Here is a 16,492-nt window from a genome sequence, read left to right as displayed (position 1 = left end):
TCCAACTTTCAGACATGTTAGAGCGGAATTAATCCATTCCTCCCTCTCATCTCTTATACTTTATGTAAACGCATACATTGTACGGAAAGGGATGGTTTCATGTATACATTTCTAGCAGGAATTGCACTTCTTATAATTGGTTATTTTACTTACGGAAAATTTGTTGAGAAAATTTTTGGCATTAAGGAAGCACGTCAAACCCCCGCCTATACGCATCAGGATGGCGTCGATTACCTTCCAATGAACACGAAGAAGAACTCCTTGATTCAATTATTGAACATTGCAGGAGTTGGTCCAATCTTCGGCCCGATTCTTGGTGCACTCTACGGGCCAGTCGCTTTTCTCTGGATCGTATTTGGCTGTATTTTCGCAGGAGCTGTTCACGATTACCTTACAGGAATGATCTCCATTCGTAACAGGGGCGCTCACTTACCTGAACTTGCAGGAAAGTTTCTTGGAAAAGTGATGAAGCACGTTGTGAATGCTTTCGCTGTGCTACTTCTCCTCCTAACAGGAACGGTGTTTGTCACAGCACCAGCTGGACTATTGAACAACTTAATGAACGGCTGGGCAACAATGGGTCTTATTCTAGGAGCGATTTTTGTTTACTATATCCTAGCTACATTGCTACCGATTGATAAAATCATTGGACGCTTTTATCCGATTTTTGGTGCGCTTCTTCTTATTAGCGCACTCGGCGTTGGTGCTGGACTTGTGTTCACTGGCGCACCGATTCCTGAAATCACGCTAAGTAATTTCCACCCTGACAACGCACCAGTCTTTCCGTTGTTATTCTTAACAATCTCTTGCGGCGCACTTTCTGGATTTCACGCTACACAAACGCCAATCATTTCGCGTACAACGCAAAATGAAAAACAAGGTCGCAACATTTTCTACGGAATGATGATTGCAGAAGGTGTCATTGCAATGATTTGGGCTGCTGCTGCTATGAGCTTATTCAATGGACCGGTTGGGTTAAATGAACTGCTTGCAAATGGTGGTCCCGCTGCGATTGTAAGTGAAGCTTCTACTCTCATGCTAGGTGCGATCGGTGGAACGCTTGCCATTCTTGGTGTCATCGTCCTTCCAATCACGTCCGGCGATACAGCCTTCAGAAGTGCTCGTATGATTATTGCAGATTACTTTAATTACTCTCAGCGTAAAGTAACAAATCGCCTCTGGATCGCACTACCGCTTTTCGTTGTCGCATTTGGGCTTACGAAAATTGATTTTACCCTTCTGTGGAGATACTTCTCATGGGCTAACCAGTCTACAGCGATGATTGCCTTATGGGTTGGCGCGATGTACTTGTTTATTGCGAAGAAAAACTACTGGATTGCCATGATCCCAGCAATTTTTATCACAATGGCAACGACAACTTACATTCTTAATGCACCAATCGGCTTTCGCTTACCAATGAATGTCGCCTACATCGGCGCAACCATCATTACGATCGGCGTTATTGTAGCTTTCTTCTACTCTGCTCGTAAGCAACGCGCTGCCAACATTCCACTAGAAATCGACATTTCCGGTTGGGATAAGGATAGCGTTGCTTAAAGGGATACATTGAACAGAGAATCCCCTTTGACGGATAGCGTATTAAACCGAAAAGGTGTGATGATATGGGCTGCTGCCAATCGAAAGATAAAACGACTCTTGAAGAGGAAGAAGAACGTATTAATGAGAAGGGAAAAGAACAGCTCCCTCTCTTTGGAAAAGTGATTCTTAGCGTTTTGTTTCTTTGCGGAATTGCGCTAATCACCTATTTATGAAATTTTAAAAAGGGAGCGAGATCGAATCCATGATCTCGCTCCCTTTTTACTACTCAATCGAAAGATGCCGAACTCTTTCAGGGTTATACTCATTTAGCCAATCATTCGCTTCTTGAATAAGCCATTTCCCATACTGATCCAAAAAATGAGTAATCTCTTCTCTTGAGGATGTAGGAAATACAGCGTATGTTAAGGCTTGTTTCATATAAGACTCTTTATGTGGATAAAAATTACTAAACAGCTTATAAGCTGGATAAAGGTCTCTTGTATACATTGGATCTTTCTCCATCACAAGCGCGAGACCGCTCCGGACAATGATTTTCATAATCCATCCGCAGCAATCCGCTATATCTTCAATATCTTCATTTCCAACAAGATCGCTTTTTGCCTGAACGATGTGGTTTTCTAGCTGAATCAGATGATCATTTGCAAGAGCTCTATGTGGCTTGAACCTAGGAATAGCTTTTGCCACATCTTTTCCATAAACACAGAGACTGGACGTTTTCAGCATGAATGGAATGATTGAAAAGGAAGTTAACCCCTCTAACTCTTTAGCTGAATAGAAACTTATCTCACACCCATTTAACCATGGAAATTCATCAACTAATTGTTGATTCAATAATTCAGCTACTTGCTCATTCCCGTTCTCTGTTAAAACAATGAGATCCAGATCAGACACACCTTCTATTCCTTTCCCCTTTGGCACTGATCCTCTTAAATAAATACTGCTTAAAGGCATAGCTATAGTTAAAATCTCCACAGCACGATCGATCGCGTTTCGATAGTTTCTATTGATTTTCTCCCAGGACGTATCATTTACAAGGTACCCCTTATGATCGACTTGATAGAAAGACCCAATTTGTTTAATACCGTCCATTTCATCCCTCCTTCTTTCTATCCTTATCATAGCTACTTTATTCCTTTTACAAAAGAGCCGTTATTTTGTTTCAGCTCCATTCCTGTCCAAACCCCATCTATCTGAATTTCATAAAGTAATAATGCACGATCTAAGAGTTTCCCGACTCTTACATTTAACAAGAAAAGAGGAATAACATGTCTTATCACGACGAATTCACTAAAAACGATGGTAGGTGTATAGCCATTCGCTGTCATGATGGCAAAACGCATTACGGTTACATCGATCATTGTGACCGCGACAATGTCTATCTTCGACCAATGGATGGCCAAAACGATGGTCCAGGCTTTGGAAGCTACTTCTTTTTCGGAGCGGCTCTCATTGCAGTCGGTCTTGCCTCCATCGCCGCTTATAGCTGGTCACCTTTCTTTTTCTGGTAAAAAGCAAAACGCTCAGATTTTGAGCGTTTTTTTACATAGACTTCTCATGTAATCATATTTATTTTACCTTATAAAATTAATTTTTCATGTAAACCTTTTCATGTGATCTTTGTCACATATGAGCAATTAAATCCACGTTATATTATGTATGTGAAAGACATCACATACAATAGATTGGTGGAATTAATATGAAAAACGAACGATATACAACTAGAGTTGCTGTCATTGGAACTGGATTTGTTGGGACAAGCTATGCTTTCGCCTTATTAAATCAAGAAGTAGTAAATGAAATGGTGCTCATTGACTTAAATAAAGAAAAAGCTGAAGGAGAAGCAAGAGATTTAAATCACGGGATGCCGTTTGGATCAGCTATGAGAATTTGGGCAGGGGATTATGAAGACTGTCGAGATGCTGACATTGTCGTAATTACAGCCGGCGCAAATCAGAAACCTGGGGAAACGAGACTTGATCTTGTTGAAAAGAATGTAAACATCTTCAGGGGAATTGTTACTGCCGTTATGGAGAGTGGTTTTGACGGACTATTCATCGTTGCAACGAATCCAGTAGATATCCTCTCTTATGCTACATGGAAATTCTCTGGTCTACCGATGGAACGCGTTATTGGTTCTGGTACGATTCTTGATACCGCAAGACTTCGTTACTTAATCGGCGATCATTTCAAGGTCGATTCTAGAAATGTACATGCTTATATCCTCGGCGAGCATGGCGATACGGAGCTTCCAGTATGGAGCCACGCTACCATTAGTAGCCGCCCAGTAACGAAAATGCTATCAGAAGAAGAGTTGCCAGTACTTGACGAGATTTTCACGAACGTCCGCGACGCAGCTTACCACATTATTCATCGGAAAGGCGCAACTTATTACGGTATTGCAATGGGACTTGTACGTCTGACCAAAGCGATTCTAAGAAACGAAAGCTCTATCCTAACGATTTCAACATTGATGCAAGGTGAATATGGTCTTAATGACATCTATATTGGCGCACCTGCCATTATCGACAGAAACGGTATTCGAGAAATTGTAGAGCTTGATCTCACAGAGACCGAGATGAAACAACTGCATCATTCTGCAAGGACGTTACGCGAAGCAATGAAACCCTGTTTTGAGACGGTTAAATGAAACCCTACTATAACACATAAGAGGTGATCCCCATGGAAACATGGACACAAGTATATGACCCATTTAATAACATCTGGCTATCCGCTTTTATTGCTCTTATTCCGATTTTCTTTTTCTTTCTTGCTCTTACAGCATTTCGAATGAAAGGGCATATCGCTGCTACTGTTACAGTGATGCTCGCTATAGTGATTGCGATTCTCTTCTATGATATGCCTATTACGATGGTTGCAGCGACAACTGGTTACGGTTTTGCATTTGGCTTATGGCCAATTTCTTACATCGTAATTGGAGCTGTCTACCTTTATAAACTTTCTGTAAAAAGTGGGCAATTTGATATTATCAGAAGTTCCATTGTATCCATTACGGACGACAAACGAATTCAAATGTTACTCGTCGCCTTTTCATTCAATGCGTTTCTTGAAGGCGCAGCTGGTTTTGGCGCACCGATTGCCATTACAGCCGCCCTACTTGTCGGACTTGGATTCGAACCACTTAAAGCAGCTGGACTATGTTTAATCGCTAATACAGCTAGCGGTGCTTTTGGCGCAATGGGCATCCCAGTCATTGTTGCTGGTCAAGTAAGTGGACTCGCCCCAATGGAAATTGGGCAATTTCTCGGCACGTCTCTTCCCTTTATCTCTTTCACAATTCCATTCCTACTCGTCGTCATTATGGATGGTATGAAAGGCTTGAAAGAAGTATGGCCACCAGCTCTCGTTGCCGGTAGCACATATGCCATTACGCAATGGGCGACAGTCACATTTATTGGACCTGAACTCCCTAACATTACGTCTTCCATCGTTAGTTTAGTAGCCGTAGCTGTATTCGTGAAAATATGGCATCCAAAAATGCAACAAACTCAGGGAATTAACCCTGAAGTGGAGGCACAACTGGCTGTTTCTCTTGACCCTGATGCTCAACTAACCGCAGGTAGAATTTTAAAAGCATGGTCTCCATTTATTGCGTTAACAGGAATGGTAACAATCTGGAGTTTAAAACCTTTCAAAAATTTATTTGTAGAAGGCGGATTACTTGAAGCAACAATTCTTCAAATTCCTGTACCTGGACTCCATAATCTCGTCATTAAAACAGCACCAATTGTAAGTGAACCTACACCATATGGGGCGATGTTGAAACTTGATCTTCTTTCAGCAACAGGAACAGCCATCTTCATCGCTGCGGTCCTATCTATTTTCATTCTTAGAATGAGTCCTAAAGCAGCGCTAGAAGCTTTTGTTGAAACAATAAAAGAACTTCAAAAGCCCGTACTTACAATTATGATGGTGCTAGGATTTGCCTTCATTGCAAATTATAGTGGCATGAGCTCTACATTAGGTCTAGCTCTTGCTGCAAGCGGAGGTGTCTTCCCATTCCTTTCTCCACTCCTAGGATGGCTTGGCGTATTCTTAACTGGTTCTGTTACGTCTAACAATGCTTTATTCGGGAACTTGCAACAAATTACTGCTCAACAAATTGCTGTTCTTCCAATGGTTCTCGTTGCTGCGAATACTGCAGGTGGCGTGATGGCAAAAATGCTATCTCCTCAGTCTATCGCTGTTGCAACAGGTGCGGTTGGCCTAGTAGGACGAGAAGGAGATCTCTTCCGTTTCACTCTCAAATATAGCTTCGTCTTTTTACTCATCACCGGGGGCATCACTTTTGCGCAAGCGATTTTCATAAGTTAACCATTTATTTTAGGAGTCAGGAAACTGACTTCTATTTTTTTGCTTAACTAAATTTAGACGCTAATTTTAAAGACATGTCCACACCATTCAATCAGTTTGTCCATATACTGCTATCAGAAGATGGCTTTTGAGGAGTGAAATAAATGGGTTGTTTTATTAGAGGACCAGTGATCATTACAAACAATAGCGGAACGGTAGTCCAATGTGCACACACGATCTCCCCAATCTCCGTAAGTAATACGGTTAGTGGATCCGGTGGGGGCAATACAGGATCATTTATGATTGTAAATAATTTCTATAGCGTTGCAAAAGGAATAAAGTCCGGACAATAGGCATCATTATCCTTTTTATGAAGTAAAGCCAATCGATTAACGATTGGTTTTTTCAATTCCTAACGTAATGAAAGTGTCAGGAGATATGCGATAATGAAGAGGACTCTAATCCAATCAGAGAGGTGGTAAGTAACATGGAGAAATTTTTCTACGGAGATAACGAAAATCAATTTGGCGAACTACGACTTCCAGAAGGAGAAGGACCTTTCCCTGTGGCAATCGTTATTCACGGCGGCTTTTGGAGAAAACCGTTCACACTCGAGATCATGAGAAAAGTAGCGGAAGATTTAACAGCGAGTGGATTTGCCACGTGGAATATTGAATACCGTCGAACGGGACAAGAAGGTGGAGGTTATCCTGGAACACTTACAGATGCTGCAAAAGCAACTGACTACATAAGGACACTTGCAGAATCCTTTCCGCTCGATCTAAACAAAGTGGTTACGATTGGACATTCAGCTGGGGGCCATCTTGCTACATGGATTGCTGCGCGTCACCGTATAGATAAGAATAGTGAGTTATTCATTACGGACACCCCTCTTCCTATTCACGGAGTGGTTAGCCTTGCAGGTGTGAACGATCTTGAAATGATGCATGGTGTTCATGAGTACAGAGATCAAGTTCTCTCTCTTGAACCAAATAATCCTACCGCAGAACTACTAGGTGGTTCGCCTAGAGAATATCCAGAGCGCTACAAAAATGCTTCCCCTGTGGAACTTCTTCCGCTTGGTGTGCAACAAATTCTCGTTCATGGTGCGCTAGATATCAATGTTCCGATCGGGATTAGTGATTACTACCAGCGCGAAGGTGAAGGCGAAGGCGATTTTGTTAAATTGATCGAGCTTCCTTCAGCAGAACACTTTGTGCTGACCGATACAACTTCATTTGCATGGGAAACGATTAAAGAAGAACTTTCACTTTTAGTCGAATATTAAAATAAACGAAAAGCCGGGGAGCGCCCCGGCTTTTCGTTTATTTCTATACAGACTCTTTCGTCTCAATCGGTTTGCCAAGGACGTTCTGATTGTAATTCTTCCCCCACTCATACATGGAGTCGAGTATAGGCATTAATGTTTCACCTTGCTCGGTAAGGGAATACTCTACTTTCGGAGGGACAACAGGGTATACTTCTCGATGTACGATTTGGTCGTCTTCTAATTCTCGTAGCTGGTTCACTAGCATACGCTGTGTAATTCCCGGCATTAGTGACTTTAGCTCACCAAATCGCTTCGTTCCCTGCTTACCTAAATGCCATAAGATAAGCATTTTCCATTTGCCTCCGATAACCGCAAGCGTTAATTCTTTTTCACAGTAAAATGTTTTATCCTGGGTACGTGACATACGCATCACCTCCGTTTAAGCCCAGTATAACTCATAGTATACTTTTTGACACTATGTAAGTTTAATGTGCGTACTTACATTAATAGGTTGTAAGCAGTATACTTGCTACTACACCAACAGATCGATTATATTGGTGTCGGACAAGAGAGAGAAAGAAAAAATATGGACTGGGAGTGAAAGCATTATGAAATTACAGCTAGCATTAGATTTGGTAAACACAGAAGAAGGTATTGAACTAGTGAAAGAAGTTCAGGAGCATATTGATATCGTTGAAATCGGTACGCCGATCGTCATCAATGAAGGTCTTCGTGCTGTCAAAGATATGAAAGCAGCATTCCCTAACCTTGAAGTTCTTGCAGACCTTAAAATTATGGATGCTGCAGGATATGAAGTTATGAAAGCATCTGAATCTAACGCAGATATCATCACAATTCTTGGTGCTGCTGAAGATGAATCAATCAAAGGTGCTGTTGAAGAAGCGAAGAAACAAGGTAAGGAAATCCTTGTTGATATGATGGCAGTGAAAGATCTCGCAACTCGTGCGAAAGAAGTAGACGCACTTGGCGTTGACTATATTTGTGTCCACACTGGATACGATCTTCAAGCAAAAGGCCAGAATTCTTTCGAAGACCTTGAAACAATTAAAGGCGTCGTAAAGAATTCGAAAACAGCAATCGCTGGTGGCATTAAGCTTGATTCTCTTGAAGAAGTTGTAAAAGTACAACCAGACCTTGTCATCGTAGGTGGCGGTATTACTGGTGAAGACGATAAAAAAGCCGTTGCATCAAAAATGCAAGAGCTTATTAAAGGATAATCAATCATGCAGACTACTCACTATTTAGCTGAAATCATTGATGAGCTAAATCGTTCAGTAGATCTCATTGCTGACGAAGAAGCGGAACAGCTCGCTAACGAAATTCTGGAAGCGAACAAGGTTTTCGTTGCTGGCGGTGGTCGATCTGGCTTTATGGCAAAGTCTTTTGCGATGCGCATGATGCACATGGGAATTGATGCTTACGTTGTTGGCGAAACGGTCACACCAAACTTTGAAGAAGGTGATCTTGTCATCATCGGATCAGGTTCTGGTGAAACGAAACAGCTCGTTTCCATTGCTAATAAGGCCGCCAATATCGGCGGAAAGATCGCAGCTGTAACAATTAATCCTGACTCAACAATTGGCGAGCTAGCAGACATCATCGTAACATTACCAGGTTCACCAAAGGATCAGTCAGGTGATTATGAAACGATTCAGCCAATGGGCTCTTTATTTGAACAGACTCTTTTACTTTTCTATGATGCGATAATTTTACGCTTTATGGATAAGAAAGGGTTGGATACGAATAAGATGTATGGAAAGCATGCGAACTTAGAATAGTGTTAAACGCCTGAAAAACCTCTAAAGTAGAGGTTTTTCAGGCGTTTTTGCATGATAGCATACTCTATCTTCCTTTTATCCCCAACAAACCCATGACATTTATCATGGTTATGTCCTGACGTTTGTGTCTTACACCATGACACCAAATCCTCTATCATTAGGCTTAACGTTATTTCAACTATGCCTAACAAAGGGGTAACCATATGAATGAACAAAAACAAAAACAAAAAGAATTGAAAAAAAGTGTATCAACTTTCGCAAAACCCGACACGGTCGTAGGGGTACGACAGCTCTTGAACACCCTTCTTCCATTCTTATTGCTATGGTTTCTGGCTTATCAGAGCTTAAGCGTGTCCGCCTGGCTAGCCGTTCCACTTGCGATGATCGCAGGAGGATTTGTCGTTCGAATCTTTATTATTTTTCACGATTGCACGCACGGCTCTTTCTTCAAGAGTCAAAAAGCAAACCGGATAGTTGGTACGATCTCTGGGATCATCACTCTCTTCCCGTTTGAAAAATGGAAACGCGAGCATAATATTCATCACGCAACAAGTGGAAACTTAGATAAGCGTGGAACAGGTGATATCTGGGTGATGACAGTTGAAGAGTATGCTGCAGCTACATTCTGGGGTAGACTCGCTTATCGTCTCTACCGTAACCCGATTGTGATGTTCGGACTTGGTCCGATCTATCTTTTCCTTATCGCTAACCGTTTTAATCGCAAAGACGCGAAACGTAAAGAGCGTATGAGCACATACATTACCAACGCATCAATCGTTGCGATCTATTCCCTATTGATCCTGGCTATTGGATGGGAAGCGTTTCTAATCATTCAACTTCCAATTCTTTATGTTGCTGGTTCACTTGGAATCTGGTTGTTCTATGTTCAGCACCAATTCGAGGACTCTTATTATGAAGATGAAACAGAGTGGGACTTTGTAAAAGCAGCCGTGGATGGCAGTTCTTACTATAAACTTCCTAAACTTCTTCAGTGGGTATCCGGAAGCATCGGGTATCATCACGTGCATCACTTAAGTCCAAGAGTGCCAAATTATCATCTTGAAAAGGCGCATGAATCAACGCCTCCATTGCATAAGGCGACGACGATTACGTTATTATCAAGCCTTGAATCCATTCGATTCCGTCTATATGATACAAAGAATAAAACGTTCGTTACATTTAAAGAAGTAAAACCACTTCTTAAAAATCCTGCAAAGCTTGCGATGATGACTACGAAAAGACCAAGCTTCCAGGAAAAATAACATTACTGAAAAACCCATTCAGCCTGGATGGGTTTTTCAATATCTTTAAAGAGATTATACTAATGGTAGATAAGTGACAGGCGAATACTGATGGTATATCCTGTAATTAAAGCACCTCGAAAGGAGATCCCTATGCAAAGCTGGTATCATATCATTCCTAAGAACACTGGGATCAGTTCTTACGTTTGGATTATTTTTTGTTTGCTACCCTTCTTTTTTATTTTCCGATCTTCATCGGTTATAGAAATTACAATCGGCATCTTCGTCATTCTTTTATTTTTCTTATCCTATCGATTATCTTTCATATCAAATAGTAAATTAGTCTATTTATGGGTCAGCATTGAAATGGCCATAAGTATTGTGATGACGATCTTATTCGGTTATGTCTACTTCGCTCTGTTTTTAGCGTTTTTCATTGGTAGCATCGAAAATAAAGCAGGTTTTCTAACACTCTATATTGTTCATCTCACAACGACTATAGCTGCAACAGTCATTATATTCTTCACTCACGATGATACATTACTACCACAGCTCCCATTTATTTTCATCTGTGTGCTTGGAGTGGCTCTGCTTCCTTTTACCATTCGCTATCGAAACAAACAGCACCGCTTGGAGCAACAACTCCAAAACGCGAATGAGAAAATTTCGCAGCTGATGGTGATTGAAGAAAGAGAACGGATTGCGAGAGATTTACATGATACACTCGGGCAAAAACTATCGATGATCGGACTTAAAAGTGATTTAGCTAGAAAGCTAATTCCTGTTAAGCCTGATGCTGCTATTAATGAAATTCATGATATTCGACAAACAGCCAGAACCGCTCTAAAAGAAGTACGTGAAATGGTATCGAATATGCGTGGAGCCAGAGTTGAAGACGAGCTTTTACGCGTACAACAAATTTTACAGGCCGCAGAGATGGAATTTCATTTTGAAGGTAATCAACAACTTGAGAATACACCGTTACTCGTAGAAAATGTCTTAAGCATGTGTCTCAAAGAAGCTGTGACGAATATCGTCAAGCACAGTAACGCTTCATGGTGCAGAGTTCTGATTGAACAATCTCCAACAGATGTCCTCATTCAAGTCGAAGATAACGGTGATGGCATCCCAGAAGGAACAACTTCATTCAAAGGACACGGACTACAGGGAATGAGGGAGCGACTAGAATTCGTAAACGGCTCTCTTGATATTAATTCTTCAACAGGAACAACTTTAAATATTCGTGTACCAAATGTGATTCAACAAAAAGAACAGGAGGGATCGGTGTGATACGCATCGTGCTTGCGGAGGATCAGCGTATGCTACTTGGGGCGCTTGGCTCCTTACTCGATCTAGAAGAAGGAATGGAAGTTGTCGGTCAGGCGACGAATGGTGAAGAAGCGATTTCTTTAGTAAAAGAATTACAGCCAGACATTTGTATTATGGACATTGAAATGCCACTTAAAAGCGGACTTGATGCAGCTGAAGAGCTAAGCAGTCATTCATGTAAAATCATTATACTAACAACCTTTGCTCGTGCTGGTTATTTCGAACGTGCTCGTAAAGCCGGCGTTAGTGGCTATCTTCTGAAGGATAGTCCGAGTGATGAGCTCGCGAGCTCGATTCGAAAGATCATTGAGGGTCAGAGGATTTTCTCGCCTGAGTTAGTGGATCTAGCTTTCGGTAATGAAAATCCGCTAACAGAACGTGAGAAGCAAGTCATTCAGTTAATGGCTGATGGTAAAAACACAAAAGACATTTCAAGTGAACTTTACATTACCCCTGGAACGGTTCGTAATTATATTTCTGTCATTCTGGATAAATTAGAAGTAACAAATCGAATTGAAGCGATATCGCGATTCAAGGAAAAGGGCTGGTTCAAATGATGAACCAGTCCTTTTTTTTAGAAATGTTTTTTTATGTTAGTTACAAACTCTTTTCCTACTCGAGTTGCTTGTCCTTCTCGATGACGAACAAGGGCAAGATACACCCTTTCATGCTCTCCTTCTTCGATCTCTACCATGACGATATCACGTTCTTTTAGTTGCTGATTGCTAAATGAATAATCAATCCCAAGAGTAACCGCCATCCCACGCTTTACAGCATTTTTTATCGCATCCGTATTATTTGTAGTAAATAATATATCAGGCGATCCATATTTCGATAGCGTTTCCGTGACATATTGATCAATATATGCATCATCATAAAGCACGAGCGTTTCATGAATAAGATCTTCTGGCTTAACTGTTCTTTTTTTAGCTAAAGGGGATTCCTTCCTCACACCTACTACCATTTTTCCGTCCCTTATTTTTTCAAAAGAAAGCATCTTATGTTTTTGAATAAATCGATCTGATATTAGAATAAGCCCTAGATCAAGGTGTTGCTCATACACTTCCTCCATTATTTTCACTGGCCCATTTTCATAAATCTCAAGCTTCACATTTGGGTACGATCTTTTAAAAACAGAGACGACCTCTACTAACAGATGAATTGGACCTGGGATGGTAGCGATTTTTAATTCCCCACTAAGCGTATCTAATTGACGGTTTACTTCTTCCTTCAATTCATCTACCTTAGTTAGTACTTCTCTTGCCTTCGATACAATCTTCTCCCCTTCTGAAGTTAGTACAGCTCCCGCACGATTACGAACGAATACTTTCAGTCCAATTTCATTCTCTACCTTACTAATTGACTGACTTATGGCTGATAAGCTCACATGCAGTTCATTCGCTGCCTTTGATAGTGATCCTGTGTTTGCGACTGTTACAATATACTCCATTTGCTCTACATTCATTTTCTCTACCACCTTAAGCATTGCTTAACTAAGTATAACGATAACTAAATTTTTATTAAACATTAGCAATGATAAACTGAAAACAAGAAATACGATTAGGAAAGAGGTATTATTTATGACAGCAAAAAGAGTCGTAGTCATTACTGGTGGCGCAAGTGGAATTGGAAGACAAACATGTTTAAAGTTCGCTCGACAAGGTGATCAAGTCGTTGTTGCGGATTTTGATGAAGCAAGAGGAACAGAAACCGTTAATTTAATCGAAGGAGAAGGTGGCGTTGCTCTCTTCGTTAAAACAGACGTTTCCAGTTATGAAGAAGTGGAAGCGCTTATCGAAAAAACCGTTGATCAGTTTGGAAGCATTGACGTGATGTTTAATAACGCTGGAATTGGTCGTCCTACGCCACTTCCGGAATTTTCTCTAGAAGATTATCATAAAGTGATCGACATTAACCAGCACGGCGTCACTTATGGAATCATGGCTACCGCTAAAAAGATGAAGGAATTGAATGTGAAAGGGGTCATCATCAATACAACCTCAGTTTTTGGTGTTCTAGCCTCTCCTGCTACTTTCGCGTATCATGCAACTAAAGGGGCCGTTAACATGATGACAAAATCAGCTGCTCTTGATTTGGCGCCATATGGCATTCGTGTTGTAGGTGTTGCTCCAGGTGTTGTCGATACACCAATTGTACAAGGATATCGCGATAAAGGGTTAATTGATGGAATGAAAGCAAAAGTAATCGGCAATAAACTAACGGATCCAGAGCAATTAGCAGATGCTGTATATCTTCTTTCATTAAAAGAAGCTAGTGCGATTAACGGTAGCGTCGTAATGGCTGATGAAGGGTATGCTTCATTTAAATAGAAAGTACAAAATTCTGCTTTAGTAAAGCAGAATTTTGTTATTAGTCTTATAAAGATCTACCTAACTTTCTTCTACCTAGTCCATCACCTAAGCACGATTCATATCTCCTTCATACACTAAAGAAGATCCTATGAAAGGAGATGATTTCATGAGTTATGGTTACGGATGTGGAAACCAGGTAGGCGGCGCTGGATACGGCGGCTGTGGAAACCAGGTAGGTGGCGCTCGTTACGGGAATGGCTTCGCGTTGATCGTTGTTTTGTTCATTCTTCTTATTATCGTTGGCGCTGCGTTTGTTAAAGGGCAAGATTGCTAATTTTTATATCACAACCATCAGGGAGAATTCCTGGTGGTTGTTTTTTTGTCCTTCTGTTCATATCCCCTTCAGAAATATTTAGAAAAAGGACATTCACACTGGTTCGTTTCTGATAAAATACAATTGTTAGTAACTACCATTTAAAAGGAGAGCACCTGATATCAGGTGCTCTCCTTTTAATCTATTCCTATCGCTTCATTCACTGACTCATACATTTCTCAATTCAAGCCTCTGAAGCTTCAAACTTATGAGTATCGTGAGACGAGTACTAAGTCCCAAGCATAACCTTTCAATTACAGTGAACTAATTTCATCCTTAATTGAATTCGTTCCAGTTACAACCTGAAATTCTTTCCCAATGGTTGCATCATTTTCAAGAGTGGCCAAAATGACACTTGCCACATCTTCTCGAGGAATTTCATTTCTCTCTACTTCGTATGCTGCATTCACTTTGCCAATTCCATTATCATTTGTTAATAAACCTGGATGGATAATTGTATAATCCAAATCAGTTGCTCTTAACCATTTGTCTGCATAATGTTTGGCTACCACGTATGGTGAAAAGGAAGAAGGTGCAGACTGGATGGCTTCACGAGATGTATCAAAGGAACTGATCATAATAAAACGCTTCACACCAGCTTGTTTTGTAGCCTCAATTGTTTTTACAGCACCGTCTAAATCAACAAGTACGGTTTTGTCTGCTCCAGTGTTTGGTCCAGAACCTGCTGTGAAGACAACAGCATCTACGCCTTCAGCAGCTTTTGCTATAGCGTTAATGTCTTCTTCCAAATCAACTACCGCTGTTTCAGCACCTAAATCTTTAAAGTAGGAAGCTTGCTCCTCTTTTCGAATCATAACTTTCGCTTCTAAGTCTTTATGATCTTGAATAAATGAAACAAGATGCTTTCCAACCTGACCGTTTGCACCAACAATAAGTACTTTCATTCTTTACTACACCCTTTCTAAGTATATTAAGCTATCAAATGATCATTAGCACAATGTTATCAATTCTTATAAATGGTTTTGTAACATCAATGCTCTACACTATTCATATACCCGTTAACATGATGCGTAAAGCATAAGAGTTTAGCGAAATGGATATATCTTTCTATTTAATTAGCTTATAAGTATTCTAAAAGTGTGGGGACGGCTCACGGAATTGACCATGATCAGCCCATGAATTTAACTAGTCCTCTATTATTTCAATTATGATCTAACGTTCTATTCGTTACCTAATACACTAATTACTTTTTTCCATTTATTAATCCCTCCCCCTCTATCTCATTATTTCTAGTAAAATGGTAAAGGAAACTAGTAAGGAGATGAAAATCACATATGTCATATAAAATGATTGTATTAGATTTAGACGATACATTGCTCAATGCTGATCAAATGATTTCTGCTCGAAGCAAAGAAGCTCTTATGCAAGCCCAGCAAGAAGGAAACAAAGTCGTGCTTGCATCTGGACGCCCAACATTCGGAATGGTCCCATATGCTGAGGAGCTCCTGCTCGCAGACTATGAGAGTTATATTCTTTCTTTTAACGGCGGAAAGATTATTAACTGTCATTCCAAAAAGGATTTCTTCAGTCAGACATTATCTTTCGAAGCTGTTCAACGACTTTACGAAATCAGTCTTCGAGAGAACGTCTATATTCACACTTACGTCGAGGATGAAATTATTACCGCCGAAAAAAATCCCTACACAACGATTGAGTCTGATCTAACAGGTCTACCAATCACTGTCGTCGATTCGTTTATCGATCGTGTCACAGAACCAGTTGTAAAAGTTCTGATGGTCGGTGAACCGGAGCACCTGAAGAAAGTGGAAACTAAACTTCAAGCTGAGTTAGGTGAAGAATTCAGCGTGATGCGTTCTAAGCCTTACTTTCTCGAGTTTACTGATAAAGGGATTACGAAAGGCACGAGCATCGAGAAGCTTATTAACGAGCTCGGTGTTAAACGGGAAGAAGTCATTGCAGTTGGAGACAGCTACAATGATCAAGAAATGATTGAATTTGCAGGCCTAGGTGTTGCAATGGGTAATGCCCCTGATGACATCAAAAAGATTTCTGACTATATTGCAGATACGAACGAGAATGATGGTGTCGCAAAAGTGGTTGAAAAGTTTCTTTTGAAGGATCAGCTTATAACAAAATAGGTTACTAAAAAGAGAGGCGGGGATTACCGCCTCTCTTTTCTATTATATGATATGCCATAAACTGTTTTTTGAAAGAGGTAAACTCGTAATGGAATCGAAAATATATAGTAAGTGGATAAATAAACCCGAAACAAGGGTGACTATTTCTTTCCCGTTAATTGTAACCGCTTTATAAAA

General features: G+C 40.5%; 18 protein-coding genes and 1 pseudogene. 15 read left to right on the top strand and 4 right to left on the bottom strand.

What is annotated here, in order from left to right; all coding sequences use genetic code 11:
* Positions 1–99 precede the first annotated feature (99 nt).
* Entirely contained in the window at positions 100–1,557 is a 1,458-nt protein-coding gene (locus tag AC0VYO_RS01890) for a carbon starvation CstA family protein (protein ID WP_194222389.1), read from the top strand.
* A gap of 65 nt (positions 1,558–1,622) precedes the next feature.
* Positions 1,623–1,772 (top strand): hypothetical protein, encoded by a 150-nt coding sequence (locus AC0VYO_RS01885; RefSeq protein ID WP_283153130.1) that lies wholly within the window; start codon positions 1,623–1,625, stop codon positions 1,770–1,772.
* Between the two features lie 49 nt (positions 1,773–1,821).
* On the opposite strand, the gene AC0VYO_RS01880 is transcribed toward AC0VYO_RS01885, so the two are convergent.
* On the bottom strand, positions 1,822–2,649 hold the full coding sequence (locus AC0VYO_RS01880) for a nucleotidyltransferase (protein WP_475366401.1): 828 nt from the start codon (positions 2,647–2,649) through the stop codon (positions 1,822–1,824).
* Between the two features lie 176 nt (positions 2,650–2,825).
* Between AC0VYO_RS01880 and AC0VYO_RS01875 the strand changes: the two genes are divergently transcribed.
* From AC0VYO_RS01875 to AC0VYO_RS01855, 5 genes are all read left to right on the top strand, one after another.
* A complete protein-coding gene (locus AC0VYO_RS01875; protein ID WP_475368319.1) occupies positions 2,826–3,068 on the top strand; it encodes a hypothetical protein in 243 nt (80 codons plus the stop codon).
* Positions 3,069–3,256: 188 nt separating this feature from the next.
* Positions 3,257–4,207 carry an L-lactate dehydrogenase gene (locus AC0VYO_RS01870; protein WP_475366399.1) on the top strand — a complete coding sequence of 317 codons (951 nt, stop codon included), beginning with the start codon at positions 3,257–3,259 and terminating at the stop codon, positions 4,205–4,207.
* A gap of 32 nt (positions 4,208–4,239) precedes the next feature.
* Complete coding sequence (locus AC0VYO_RS01865) at positions 4,240–5,892, top strand: lactate permease LctP family transporter (RefSeq protein WP_475366398.1); 1,653 nt, start codon at positions 4,240–4,242, stop codon at positions 5,890–5,892.
* Between the two features lie 143 nt (positions 5,893–6,035).
* Positions 6,036–6,224 carry a spore germination protein gene (locus AC0VYO_RS01860; protein WP_194222395.1) on the top strand — a complete coding sequence of 63 codons (189 nt, stop codon included), beginning with the start codon at positions 6,036–6,038 and terminating at the stop codon, positions 6,222–6,224.
* A gap of 134 nt (positions 6,225–6,358) precedes the next feature.
* Complete coding sequence (locus AC0VYO_RS01855) at positions 6,359–7,159, top strand: alpha/beta hydrolase family protein (protein ID WP_475366396.1); 801 nt, start codon at positions 6,359–6,361, stop codon at positions 7,157–7,159.
* A gap of 43 nt (positions 7,160–7,202) precedes the next feature.
* Here AC0VYO_RS01855 and AC0VYO_RS01850 read toward each other — a convergent pair whose 3' ends face one another.
* Positions 7,203–7,565: a winged helix-turn-helix transcriptional regulator gene (locus AC0VYO_RS01850; RefSeq protein ID WP_098446173.1), complete on the bottom strand. Its 363-nt coding sequence runs from the start codon at positions 7,563–7,565 to the stop codon at positions 7,203–7,205.
* Between the two features lie 184 nt (positions 7,566–7,749).
* Between AC0VYO_RS01850 and hxlA the strand changes: the two genes are divergently transcribed.
* From hxlA to AC0VYO_RS01825, 5 genes are all read left to right on the top strand, one after another.
* Positions 7,750–8,379: a 3-hexulose-6-phosphate synthase gene (gene hxlA / locus AC0VYO_RS01845; RefSeq protein ID WP_430247007.1), complete on the top strand. Its 630-nt coding sequence runs from the start codon at positions 7,750–7,752 to the stop codon at positions 8,377–8,379.
* A 6-nt stretch (positions 8,380–8,385) separates the two neighbouring features.
* Entirely contained in the window at positions 8,386–8,940 is a 555-nt protein-coding gene (gene hxlB / locus AC0VYO_RS01840; RefSeq protein ID WP_475366395.1) for a 6-phospho-3-hexuloisomerase, read from the top strand.
* Positions 8,941–9,143: 203 nt separating this feature from the next.
* A complete protein-coding gene (gene desA, locus AC0VYO_RS01835) occupies positions 9,144–10,202 on the top strand; it encodes a Delta(5) desaturase DesA (protein WP_194222399.1) in 1,059 nt (352 codons plus the stop codon).
* 132 nt (positions 10,203–10,334) lie between these two features.
* The gene (locus AC0VYO_RS01830) at positions 10,335–11,471 is read left to right on the top strand and encodes a sensor histidine kinase (RefSeq protein WP_303533718.1); all 1,137 of its coding nucleotides are present in this window, start codon (positions 10,335–10,337) and stop codon (positions 11,469–11,471) included.
* Entirely contained in the window at positions 11,468–12,067 is a 600-nt protein-coding gene (locus AC0VYO_RS01825; RefSeq protein ID WP_194222401.1) for a response regulator transcription factor, read from the top strand. Before AC0VYO_RS01830 ends, AC0VYO_RS01825 begins: the two co-directional genes overlap by 4 nt.
* Positions 12,068–12,084: 17 nt before the next feature.
* Here the strand turns inward: AC0VYO_RS01825 and AC0VYO_RS01820 are convergent, their stop codons facing one another.
* Positions 12,085–12,975: a LysR family transcriptional regulator gene (locus tag AC0VYO_RS01820; protein ID WP_475368318.1), complete on the bottom strand. Its 891-nt coding sequence runs from the start codon at positions 12,973–12,975 to the stop codon at positions 12,085–12,087.
* Positions 12,976–13,090: 115 nt separating this feature from the next.
* Between AC0VYO_RS01820 and AC0VYO_RS01815 the strand changes: the two genes are divergently transcribed.
* A complete protein-coding gene (locus tag AC0VYO_RS01815; protein ID WP_475368317.1) occupies positions 13,091–13,840 on the top strand; it encodes an SDR family NAD(P)-dependent oxidoreductase in 750 nt (249 codons plus the stop codon).
* Positions 13,841–14,069: 229 nt separating this feature from the next.
* A pseudogene (locus tag AC0VYO_RS01810) lies at positions 14,070–14,156 on the top strand (YjcZ family sporulation protein); the annotation flags it as partial.
* Between the two features lie 293 nt (positions 14,157–14,449).
* Here AC0VYO_RS01810 and AC0VYO_RS01805 read toward each other — a convergent pair.
* On the bottom strand, positions 14,450–15,100 hold the full coding sequence (locus AC0VYO_RS01805; RefSeq protein WP_430247013.1) for an SDR family oxidoreductase: 651 nt from the start codon (positions 15,098–15,100) through the stop codon (positions 14,450–14,452).
* A 390-nt stretch (positions 15,101–15,490) separates the two neighbouring features.
* Between AC0VYO_RS01805 and AC0VYO_RS01800 the strand changes: the two genes are divergently transcribed.
* Positions 15,491–16,315, top strand: a complete 825-nt coding sequence (locus tag AC0VYO_RS01800) for a Cof-type HAD-IIB family hydrolase (protein WP_475366394.1) — start codon at positions 15,491–15,493, stop codon at positions 16,313–16,315.
* The last annotated feature ends 177 nt before the right edge of the window (positions 16,316–16,492 follow it).

The sequence above is a fragment of the Anaerobacillus sp. 63XJN7_4_ISO-PGPR-S23-413 genome, assembly GCF_056173725.1.
This window is presented reverse-complemented; position numbering and strand designations above follow the sequence as displayed.

Coding starts and splice junctions, on each gene's coding strand:
- AC0VYO_RS01875 (WP_475368319.1), top strand. CDS start 2,826: ATGTCTTATCACGACGAATTCACTAAAAACGATGGTAGGTGTATAGCC.
- AC0VYO_RS01800 (WP_475366394.1), top strand. CDS start 15,491: ATGTCATATAAAATGATTGTATTAGATTTAGACGATACATTGCTCAAT.
- hxlB (WP_475366395.1), top strand. CDS start 8,386: ATGCAGACTACTCACTATTTAGCTGAAATCATTGATGAGCTAAATCGT.
- hxlA (WP_430247007.1), top strand. CDS start 7,750: ATGAAATTACAGCTAGCATTAGATTTGGTAAACACAGAAGAAGGTATT.
- AC0VYO_RS01860 (WP_194222395.1), top strand. CDS start 6,036: ATGGGTTGTTTTATTAGAGGACCAGTGATCATTACAAACAATAGCGGA.
- AC0VYO_RS01850 (WP_098446173.1), bottom strand. CDS start 7,565: ATGTCACGTACCCAGGATAAAACATTTTACTGTGAAAAAGAATTAACG.
- AC0VYO_RS01880 (WP_475366401.1), bottom strand. CDS start 2,649: ATGGACGGTATTAAACAAATTGGGTCTTTCTATCAAGTCGATCATAAG.
- AC0VYO_RS01870 (WP_475366399.1), top strand. CDS start 3,257: ATGAAAAACGAACGATATACAACTAGAGTTGCTGTCATTGGAACTGGA.
- AC0VYO_RS01865 (WP_475366398.1), top strand. CDS start 4,240: ATGGAAACATGGACACAAGTATATGACCCATTTAATAACATCTGGCTA.
- desA (WP_194222399.1), top strand. CDS start 9,144: ATGAATGAACAAAAACAAAAACAAAAAGAATTGAAAAAAAGTGTATCA.
- AC0VYO_RS01890 (WP_194222389.1), top strand. CDS start 100: ATGTATACATTTCTAGCAGGAATTGCACTTCTTATAATTGGTTATTTT.
- AC0VYO_RS01855 (WP_475366396.1), top strand. CDS start 6,359: ATGGAGAAATTTTTCTACGGAGATAACGAAAATCAATTTGGCGAACTA.
- AC0VYO_RS01885 (WP_283153130.1), top strand. CDS start 1,623: ATGGGCTGCTGCCAATCGAAAGATAAAACGACTCTTGAAGAGGAAGAA.
- AC0VYO_RS01805 (WP_430247013.1), bottom strand. CDS start 15,100: ATGAAAGTACTTATTGTTGGTGCAAACGGTCAGGTTGGAAAGCATCTT.
- AC0VYO_RS01815 (WP_475368317.1), top strand. CDS start 13,091: ATGACAGCAAAAAGAGTCGTAGTCATTACTGGTGGCGCAAGTGGAATT.
- AC0VYO_RS01820 (WP_475368318.1), bottom strand. CDS start 12,975: ATGAATGTAGAGCAAATGGAGTATATTGTAACAGTCGCAAACACAGGA.
- AC0VYO_RS01830 (WP_303533718.1), top strand. CDS start 10,335: ATGCAAAGCTGGTATCATATCATTCCTAAGAACACTGGGATCAGTTCT.